Annotated in this window: 12 protein-coding genes; 3 read left to right on the forward strand and 9 right to left on the reverse strand. The window is 66.4% G+C overall.

Features of this window, described 5'->3' with window-relative positions:
* Positions 1 to 20: 20 nt before the first annotated feature.
* From AC1RNL_RS13275 to cmtR, 5 genes are all read right to left on the reverse strand, one after another.
* Entirely contained in the window at positions 21 to 776 is a 756-nt protein-coding gene (locus tag AC1RNL_RS13275; RefSeq protein ID WP_492935490.1) for a 3-keto-5-aminohexanoate cleavage protein, read from the reverse strand.
* Positions 777 to 1,187: 411 nt separating this feature from the next.
* Positions 1,188 to 1,649, reverse strand: coding sequence for a signal peptidase II (locus tag AC1RNL_RS13280; protein ID WP_240240134.1), 462 nt, complete (start codon positions 1,647 to 1,649; stop codon positions 1,188 to 1,190).
* Positions 1,650 to 1,747: 98 nt separating this feature from the next.
* The gene (locus AC1RNL_RS13285) at positions 1,748 to 2,356 is read right to left on the reverse strand and encodes a cadmium resistance transporter (RefSeq protein WP_492935491.1); all 609 of its coding nucleotides are present in this window, start codon (positions 2,354 to 2,356) and stop codon (positions 1,748 to 1,750) included.
* A complete protein-coding gene (locus tag AC1RNL_RS13290; protein ID WP_492935492.1) occupies positions 2,357 to 3,010 on the reverse strand; it encodes a cation efflux transmembrane domain-containing protein in 654 nt (217 codons plus the stop codon).
* Positions 3,007 to 3,360 (reverse strand): Cd(II)/Pb(II)-sensing metalloregulatory transcriptional regulator CmtR, encoded by a 354-nt coding sequence (cmtR, locus tag AC1RNL_RS13295; RefSeq protein WP_240240131.1) that lies wholly within the window; start codon positions 3,358 to 3,360, stop codon positions 3,007 to 3,009. The genes AC1RNL_RS13290 and cmtR overlap by 4 nt, the downstream gene beginning before the upstream one ends.
* A gap of 240 nt (positions 3,361 to 3,600) precedes the next feature.
* Between cmtR and AC1RNL_RS13300 the strand changes: the two genes are divergently transcribed.
* The gene (locus tag AC1RNL_RS13300; RefSeq protein WP_492935493.1) at positions 3,601 to 3,768 is read left to right on the forward strand and encodes a TIGR02391 family protein; all 168 of its coding nucleotides are present in this window, start codon (positions 3,601 to 3,603) and stop codon (positions 3,766 to 3,768) included.
* Between the two features lie 21 nt (positions 3,769 to 3,789).
* Here the strand turns inward: AC1RNL_RS13300 and AC1RNL_RS13305 are convergent, their stop codons facing one another.
* A complete protein-coding gene (locus AC1RNL_RS13305) occupies positions 3,790 to 4,347 on the reverse strand; it encodes a P-loop nucleotide/nucleoside kinase family protein (RefSeq protein ID WP_492935494.1) in 558 nt (185 codons plus the stop codon).
* 197 nt (positions 4,348 to 4,544) lie between these two features.
* Here AC1RNL_RS13305 and AC1RNL_RS13310 point away from each other — a divergent pair, with 197 nt between their 5' ends.
* The gene (locus AC1RNL_RS13310) at positions 4,545 to 5,129 is read left to right on the forward strand and encodes a recombinase family protein (protein ID WP_492935495.1); all 585 of its coding nucleotides are present in this window, start codon (positions 4,545 to 4,547) and stop codon (positions 5,127 to 5,129) included.
* 1 nt (position 5,130) lies between these two features.
* Positions 5,131 to 5,862 carry a hypothetical protein gene (locus AC1RNL_RS13315; RefSeq protein WP_492935496.1) on the forward strand — a complete coding sequence of 244 codons (732 nt, stop codon included), beginning with the start codon at positions 5,131 to 5,133 and terminating at the stop codon, positions 5,860 to 5,862.
* Here the strand turns inward: AC1RNL_RS13315 and AC1RNL_RS13320 are convergent.
* The 3 genes from AC1RNL_RS13320 to AC1RNL_RS13330 form a co-directional block, all read right to left on the reverse strand.
* The gene (locus AC1RNL_RS13320; RefSeq protein ID WP_492935497.1) at positions 5,852 to 7,183 is read right to left on the reverse strand and encodes a site-specific integrase; all 1,332 of its coding nucleotides are present in this window, start codon (positions 7,181 to 7,183) and stop codon (positions 5,852 to 5,854) included. The genes AC1RNL_RS13315 and AC1RNL_RS13320 overlap by 11 nt on opposite strands.
* A 163-nt stretch (positions 7,184 to 7,346) precedes the next feature.
* Positions 7,347 to 7,685, reverse strand: a complete 339-nt coding sequence (locus AC1RNL_RS13325; RefSeq protein ID WP_492935498.1) for a helix-turn-helix domain-containing protein — start codon at positions 7,683 to 7,685, stop codon at positions 7,347 to 7,349.
* Positions 7,682 to 8,794, reverse strand: a complete 1,113-nt coding sequence (locus AC1RNL_RS13330) for a tyrosine-type recombinase/integrase (RefSeq protein WP_492935499.1) — start codon at positions 8,792 to 8,794, stop codon at positions 7,682 to 7,684. The genes AC1RNL_RS13325 and AC1RNL_RS13330 overlap by 4 nt, the downstream gene beginning before the upstream one ends.
* Positions 8,795 to 9,032: the final 238 nt, after the last annotated feature.

The following is a 9,032-nucleotide window of genomic DNA, read 5'->3' on the forward strand; positions in this document are numbered from 1 at the left end:
TCGACTGGATATCGGGGATATCAACCTAGGTCGTGAGTTGGATGTGCTCGGCACTCTCGTGCGAGTACGTCCGTGGCCGATTCCAGCAGCTCCCGATTGCTCGATGCTGCCTCCCCGCTCGGTAGCGTCAGCACGTCCTCGAAGCCCATGCGCGTCGCGAGTCCCATCCGTGCCGCCTCACGCAGAACTGTCCACGCGCTTGCATCTTCGCCGTGCAGCAGGATCTGGCGCGTGGAGACCGCGCGCACGCCGGCGACGAGCATCGCCGCCTCGGCGATCGCTGCATCCGCGGCCATGGGCTGCACCTCGACGAGCACACGAAGCACACGGTCGCGGTGAGGGGAGCGGGTCCACGCCGCGAGCCCCTCCTGATGCCACACGCCGGCTTCGACAGCGACTCCGGCCTCGAGCAGTGCCTCCGCGACGGCGTCGGCACCGTCCTCATGCCAGTTCACCGATGCGACGTCCGGCAGCATCGTCCAATTGCGGATAGCGGCGACCCGTGTACCAACGTCGGGCTCGGCCCACGCGCCCGTCGTGACGCCCACCTCGAGTTCCGGCGCGGCCCGGCGCGCTGCCGCGACCGCAGCAGCGACGTCAGCGGGCACGACCGAGTCGGCACCGACGGCGTTCTTCGCGTGCACGTGGATCGACTGCACGAGGCTGGCGATACTCGCGGTGGCCTTCGCGATCGCGGACGCGTCGAGGGGTACGGATATGTGCTCGTCGCGAGTCCGCGCACCATTGAGGCACGCCTGTAGAACGAGATGCGTCATGGAGCACGATCGTAGCCACGACCGTCTCCGCCGCTAGTCGACCAGTCGGTCGGCCAGTCGAGACAGTCGAACTCGACCGGTCGGCTCCATCGCGGACCTCCGGTTGCAGAATCTGCACCATTGGTGCAGGTTCTGCAACACGTCGCACGAAATCAGCGGTCAAGAGGTGCTTATGCGTGTTGCAGAATCTGCACCATCCAAGCTGACGAGGTGAGGTCGCAGGGTCCCGGCGAGCAGAGAAAGTGCCGGTGAGCGGCAGATCTTGCTAGGGCGACCTCGGCACGCGGGGAGGCGTATCAACAGGTCGCGAGTGCTTCATCCCTCTTTCGACTGGATACCGGGGATATCAACTCAGGTCGTGAGCTCCCGCGCTCGGACTCGCCCGCGCGCACCACAGCCACGTGCTCAGGGCTAGGGCCGCATGGGCTTACCCATGAAGGCGAAGGCGATGCAGAGCGCCAAACCACCGAATACGAACACGTCTGCGACATTTCCGATGAACCAGTCGGCGTAGGCGATGAAGTCCACGACGTGGCCTCGGCCGGGACCGGGGTGTCGTGCCAGGCGGTCGATGATGTTCCCGAGGGCGCCGCCGAGGATGAGGCCAAGGCTGAGCGCCCACGGCAGCGACGTGGTTCTCCAGGTGAGCCAAGCCGCGAACATCGTGCCCGCAGCGGCGAGGACGGTGATGAGCGGCGTTGCGCTGGCGCCGAGCGAGAATGCCGCCCCCGGGTTGTAGGTGAGCTGCATCGCGAGCATGTCGCCCAGCACCGGATGACGCTCGCCGACAGCGAGGGTCGCCTCTGCCCAGACCTTGCTGAGTTGATCGATCGCCACGGCGGCGAGCGCGGAGACGTAGCCGAGAAGGGTCACCCTCCACAGTCGACGTCTCGTGTGCGGCGAGGCGGCGCCCCCCGCGACGGCTGTCTGTGCCGCCGAGGGACTTGGTGAGCTGTTGCCAGTCGTCGACATCAGGCCAGTGCCTCGAAGAGGCGGGGGACGACGCCGGATTCGATCAGGATGAACAGGCCGAGGCCGATGAACACGGCGGGGACCAGCCAGTGCTCGATCCGCTCGAGAGTCTCGGTGACGGCCTTGTGCGTGCCGATGAGCTTCCCGAAGAGGCACCAGACGCTCACCAGAGCGAGGAACACGACGATGGTGATCGCGGTGTCGGCGGGCGAGATGGTTCGGAACACCGGCGTGTAGAGGCTGATGTTGTCCGCGCCATTCGCGATGGTGATCCCGGCGATGCCGAGCAGGCCGAGGCCCTTCATGGCCGACTCGTCTGGATCTGCATCGTCGCGCTCGCGCAGTCCCCGGATGAGTCCGATGACACCGATCAGCAGGGGGATGAGGCCAAGGAAGCCGACCCACTCGTCCGGGATGATCGTGAGCCCGAGTGCCGCGACAACGCTGATCGCAACGAGCGTCGCGAATCCCAGGTACTGGCCGAGGACGATCTGCCAGGGCCGCGGCCCGCCGCGGGATGAAGCGAGGAAGAGCACGGTGAGTATGACGATGTCGTCGATGTTGGTTGCCGCGAACATGCCGATCGCGGAGGCAATGGTCGCGAGCATCTAGTTGTCCTTCGCCTCGAGCTCGCCCAGGACTTCGAAGGGCGATTCGACATCGCCGCGCCACGCCTCGACCCCTTCGCGGATCGCGAGCCCGGCGACGACGAGTGCAGCCACGGAATCTGCCCACATCCAGCCGAAGAGCAGGTTGAGCAACAGGCCGACGAGCACCGTGCCCGACAGGTAGATGCACAGGAGCAGCTGCTTGGCGTCCGCCTGCACGCTGCGCGACCCGAGCTCGCGACCGGTGCGGAACTCGAACCAGGCCAGTGCCGGCATGACGAGCAGGCTGAGGGTGGCGATGCCGATACCGAGCGGGCTGTGATCGACCTCTTCCACCCCGGTCAGCGTGAAGACCGCGTCGATGATGACGTACGCGGCGAGAGCAAAGAACGCGATGCCGATCGCTCGGACAGTCACCTTCTCCCACCGTTCCGGATCCTTGCGCGTGAACTGCCACGCGACCGCTGCCGCAGAGAGCACCTCGACGATCGAATCGAGCCCGAACCCGATCAGCGCGGCCGAGGAGGCCATCGAGCCCGCCCAGATCGCGACAATCGCCTCGATGACGTTGTAGGTGATCGTGAAGCCGACGATGAACCGCACTCGGCGATGCAGAGTGCTCCGTCGTGCCGCGGTCAGCGTCTCCGCGCTCATCGGGCCGACTCGCAGCAGCCGGGGACCGGGCACTCCGGATCGAGGCATAGCGCTTGCTCGTCGATAGCCAACGTCACCTCGACCAGCGCAGTAAGCGCCCGCGCGAGGTGCGGGTCGGCGATCTCGTACCGCGTCTGGCGGCCCTCAGGCTCGGCCACGGCGATGCCGCAGTCACGCAGGCAGGCGAGATGGTTCGATACGTTCGAGCGTGTCAGCTCGAGCTCGCGCGCAAGGACAGCGGGATAGTTCGGCCCCTGCAGCAAGGTCAGCAAGATGCGCGAGCGTGACGGATCCGCCATGGCGCGCCCGAGCCGATGCATCACGTCCAGTTGATTCGTAATTGTCAGCACACACTGAATATACAGCAGGCACTGACGTTACGAGGACGTGGAGGAGGGACGCGCGGAGTTGAACTGGAGAAAGCACCGGTCAGGCACTGATTTCGGACAAGCTTGCGGCCCGCACGGGAGTGACACCAAGTGTGCGAGTGGGGGTACTACCCACCTTGACTGGATATCGGGGAGGTCACGTCCCGCTGAGTGGTGGAGCGGAATTCCGTCCACACGATTTCCCAATTGAAGGCTCTTCGCATGACCACACTCAACGGCGAAGAGCCCCTTTTCGGCACGTTCCGCAACCCGACCGCGCACGCCCCGAAGGTGCTCTGGTCGACCTCTCGCAGCGACGCGCTCGACATGCTGACGCTCGCCTCGATGCTGCACCGCCGCCTGGACGCGGCGGCGATCCGCAAGCGGTGAGGCGGCCCGGTCAAGGATCCCTTAGCGTGCAGGTTCGGGAAGTGGGATGAGCGATCGGTCGTCCTGAAGCAGCCTTCGGATGCGCGCGGCGAGCGCGGGCACGTCGACAGCTCCGGCTGTCGCTACGCGCAATGCAGGTTGTCCGGAGCACGGTCGAGCGGTAGCCACCATCGTCTCCCACTCCTCGAGTCGAGAAGTGTCGTCGTGCGCCGAGTGACGGTGCCGGGTTGAGAAGCGCTCTCGCGCCAGTCCGAGTGGCACCTCGCACCACAGCTCAACAGCGCGACGCGCGCCGGCCGTGCGCAAGCCTGCCTGGAGGAATCCTTCATCGCGCTCCGCAGCCCAAAAACTCTCTACGACGACTGGACCATCGATCAGGGCGGCCAGATTCCACATCGTTTCGCTCGCGAGCGCCCCCAGGCGACGCGTCGGCAATGGGACCGAGACGAGATCGGCCAACCCCTCTTTGATCGCGTCCTTGCCGATCAGCGGGACTCCAAGCTCCAGTGCCAACGGGACCGCCAAGGTTGTCTTGCCGGCGCCCGGCACGCCGTTCAGGATGATTACGGAAGTGCACATCCTCACACGCTAGCGAGGGGCATCAGAGTCGCGCTGGTCGGGTCTACGACCACTCCCGCAAGCCGATCCCTCACTGGGACACCGAACAGCGCCGCACCTGGTCGGCGATTTCCCCGCGGTCGGTCATTGCGGGGATTCCCGTAAGACCCGCCCGGAAAAATGCCCGGTGAAGGGGCCTCAAACGCTACAGTCGCGTCATGCTCATCGGGTACGCACGCGTCTCGACCAACGCGCAAGACGTCACGGCGCAACGCGACGCGCTTGCAGCGCTCGGCGTCGAGTCGCGGAACATCTACGTCGACCACGGACTCACCGGCACGAACCGTGCCCGGCCCGGCCTGCGCGAAGCGCTCGCCGCTTGCCGCGACGGGGACACGCTGGTCGTGTCAAAGCTCGACCGGCTCGCGCGGTCACTGCCTGACGCGCGAGACATCGCGGACGAGCTCGCATCGAAGGAGGTCAGTCTCAGCCTTGGTGGCAGTCTCTACGACCCGAACGACCCGGTCGGCCGGCTGCTCTTCAACGTGCTCGGGATGGTGGCCGAGTTCGAGGCCGATCTCATCCGCGCCCGTACCCGCGAGGGCATGGCCGTCGCTCGCGCGAAGGGCCGGCTCCGCGGCAAGAAGCCAAAGCTCTCGCCAACGCAAGAGGCGCACCTGGTCAGTCTCCACCGTCAGGGGTCGCATACCTCGAGTGAACTCGCCGAGCTCTTCGGCGTCGCTCGCTCGACGGTGTACCGCGCGCTTGAACGGGCGGCGGCGAAGAGCGCCGGGACGGCGTGACGTGGCGAGGCTCGACGATGGCCTGAGCGACGCGCAAGCGTGGGCATTGCTCGCCGAGCAGACGAGCACACGGAACCTGCTCGCCTACGGGCTGCGGACTCTGCGAACTGCTGCGTTCCTCGAGACGACCCGCGACCCGGTCATGACCATGCTGTCGATCGGGTTGGAGAAGCTTCTGAAGATGGCACTTGGGCTTGCACACCTTGCAGAGCATCGGGAGTGGCCACCGGTGGCCATCTTTCGAGACCACTGGCGACACGACCTCGACACGATGCTGCGCGAGACGCTCGACACCCTGCGAGTACGTCTCGATCGCGCGAACCACCGGCCGTACGTAGAGTCGCTGCTCGATGCCGTCGAGCGCGACCCTGTGCTGGTCCCGCTCGTCGCCGCGCTGAGCAGGTACGGGCGGCAAGGTCGCTTCTACAACCTGGACACCCTCGCCGAGAGTCCCCAGCGAGGTCCGTCTCCGGAAGCGATGTGGTCGAGAGTCGAACAGATCTTGCTCGCGCACGATAAGAAGCTGCGGACGCGCCTGTCTGCAGTGACGGGCCGCGACGCCGAGGCACACGAAGCCCTGATTCACCAGATGGAGGCGAGCACCGCCGATTCGCTGCAGCGCCTGTGGGACCTAATCGCCATGGCCGGCGTGCAAGGGATGCTCGGTGCACGCGGGCGCGGATGGGGCGTCGACATCGATCGCGATCTCGTGGGGCGGCAGATCAGGGCCTGAGACCGCTGCTGTCGCGCGGCTCCCGCGGCCGCGCGGTGTAGCTCGCGAAGGCGAGCCCGCCCCGAAGCGCGTGCTTCGTGAGTGTCTGGTTCGTATAGCCGAGGATGTCGGCGAGGACGGCAGGGTGCAGCTGGTGGGTGAGGTCGGCCAGGGTGGCGTTGCGGCCGGCGAGCACGGAGACGCCGAGGCTTCGGAGCTGGTTGCGGACGCTGTCCGGGTGGATGTGGCGGCCGACTCGACGACCTGGGAACAGCCAGCCTGCATCGACAGCGGCGGTGCGGGTGGCGGCGACGGTCGTGATCATCTCGAAGACCACCGCGGAGATGGGGCCGGGCACAAGTGCCGGCTGCGTGCCCCCGAGGTCGATTCGCATGCCGTCGGGGACCTCGGTGACCGCGTCGCGGCGGAGTTGCACGAGTCGACCGATCGGGGTGCCGTAAAGCAGCATGAGCAGCCCGACGACGCGAGGGATAAGGGGAGCGTCAGTTTCGCCGAGAAGACGTGAGAGGTTTTGGACGCGTTCGGTGTCGGTGGCGAGCGGGGTGGAGATCGCGTCTCGGCGTCGACCGGAGCGGAGCTTCGTGGCGCCGATCGTGCGGTTCCAGTTGATGAAGTTTCGGGCGATCTTCCTGGTCGATGGGCCTGCGGAGAGGTATTCGTCGATGAGGCGTTGCTCGGCGTCGGCGAGCGCGACGTCGTGGGTCACGTCGAGCCAGGCGAGCAGTCGTCCGGCTTCGGTGATCTCCTGCTTGGCCGCGCGAGTGGCGTAGTTGAGGTTGCGGATGCGGGATGCGTCGTCGTGGAGCCGGCGTGCGTGATGCCAGCGCGCGAAGGGTTCGAGCGCGGCGACGATTCGAGGACGTGCCGCGAGGTCGCGGAGTCGTTGCTCGAGCCAGAGGTCGAAGCGGGCGAGGTCGACGTTGCCGCGGTCGGGGAGCATGCCGTGTGCGACGAGCAGACTGCGGAGATGCTCGTTGGCCGTGGAGCGGGGGAGTGCATCGAACTCTGCGTGGTCGAGGTCGAGCTCGCGCCTGCCGACACTGGTGAGGAGGGCATTGGCTGCCCCGCCGCGCATCCAGGTCCGGATGCTCGCTGGGCGGTCGACGCCGCACAGGACGTTGACCAGACGCTTGATGCGCAGATCGGGAGGGTCGTTGGGGGAGAGGAGTGCTTCGAGGTCTTCGCGGAGCACGCAGCGTGTGCAGCGCTTGTTGCGGATGAGCTCGCCTTCGCTACCGCATCGGTGGCAGTCGAGGTCGGTCGTGATGCGGGCGCAGACTCGGCAGATCGGTCGGTCGTGGTCGTCGCGGCCGGGGAGCATGCGGTTGTCCTCGCACTGCGCACAAGCGCCGAAGGTCTCCACAGCGCGCACGTAGCAGGGGGTGCAGATGCGACCATCGGGCCAGGTCACGCGGTGGCGTTTCGCGTTCTCTCCGCAGCGTGGGCAGTGAAACTCGCCTCCGACGCGGGGTCGACCGATGCGCCTATTCGTCATCGGGGTCACGGACAATGCGCGCGCGGATCGGTCGGTAGGACTCGAGCAGGGGAGGGGCGTCGTCGTTGACGATGCGCTTCTTCGTCGCGCGGATCCGCTCGGACTCGACGGTGATGAGCTCGCTCATGCCGATGTCGAAGATGTCGCATAGTGCGGCGAGCAGTTGCAGCGAGATCCGTTCGGGGGCTCGGGTGAGGCGATAGACCTGGCTGCGCGAGAGCATGATGCCCCGGTCGGCCAGCGGTTCGATCAGGTCGGTGGTCGTGCGGTAGCCGGCTCGGGCCATGATGACGGGCAGCTGCCAGCGGTAGGTGACGTCGATCTTCATGGCTGTCCATCTCCTCGGTTGCGGTGGGGGAGCGCTGCTGCTCGTTCGAGCGTTGCGCCGAGCACGCGGTCGAGCTCGCGTGCGCGGTAGTCGGGGGTGGCGATCGTGTAGATCGCGGTCGTGGATGCGTGCTCGTGGCCGAGCTGCTCCTTCGCGAACGAGGTGTCGAAGCCCCACTCGAGCTGCAGGTGCGTGGCGTACGAACGTCGGAACGAGTGAAGGTCGAGGCCGCTGGGGAGCTCGAGCGCGGTGACGTACTGCTGCATCCTGCGAAGCAGTGACCTGCCGTCCAGTACTGCACCTCGTTCGGTGGGAAAGAGCCATCCATCGGTGGCCCGGAACCGGGGGAGTCCGCGGTCGACCCAGTCTGCGACGACGCTGGAGGACCAGTCGAACACCGTAAGCACGGTGCGCTGCTTCGAGGGGGAGCCGCGCATGGCCTTGCCGTAGCGGACACGGAGCACGCCCCAGGCGCCGAAGCGAGGGGCGCGGATGTTCCTCGAGAAGTCGACGACCTTCAGGTGGCACAGCTCCCGTCGTCGCAGACCCCACGCGTACATCGTCTTGAAGGCGACCGCGTCGCGGTAGGCGGCGAGTCCGCCCCGCAGGCCCGAGCGCAGGATGCGCTCCACCTCATCGTCCGCGAAGTCGAAGAACGTCTGCAGCTCCGCGGTGGTGAAGGGGCGCTTGTCAGGGCTTTCTGGACCTTCCTGGCGGTGCGCCATCCGGCGGGGCGAGATCGGCACGAACGGTTCGCCGAGCAGCTCCGAGCAGTGTTGAGCCCAGGGATAGAGCGGGTCCGCGATATAGACGAGGAAGAGCGCGAGATCGTTCTGGATCGCGCGAACCGTCGACGGTGCCAGGTGGTGGATGCCGCGCAGCTCGGCGGAGAAGTCGTCTGCTTCGAGTTGCGACCACTGCCACGGGTACTTTCCCGACCAGTCGATGAATCGTTTGACCGTCCGCTCGCGACGACTCGCTGTGCGCTGCTGGAACCCTTGCGCGAGTTGTGCATGCGCCCAACCGTCGAGCATCGCGGCGCTCAGCGACTCCGCGTCGACGACCGCACTGGAGGAGCGAAACAGGCGAATCCGACCGGTCGACTCCATCGCAACCTCCGTGTCACAATCTGCACCATTGATGCATCAGATGCAACACTCGGGACGAAATCACCGGTCAGCGCCCATTCCGATTGATGCATCTGATGCAACACGTCGCGAGCCGTTCGTTGTGGCCCGTGTCGTGCCGTGCGGGAGAAACTACCGGTCAAGCCATGATTCTCGGAGAGTGAGCGTCACGCGCGGGGAGTGAGACCAACCGTACGAGTGGGGGTACTACCCACCTTGA

It is taken from the genome of Agrococcus sp. GW821-FHT14H11, assembly GCF_058803545.1.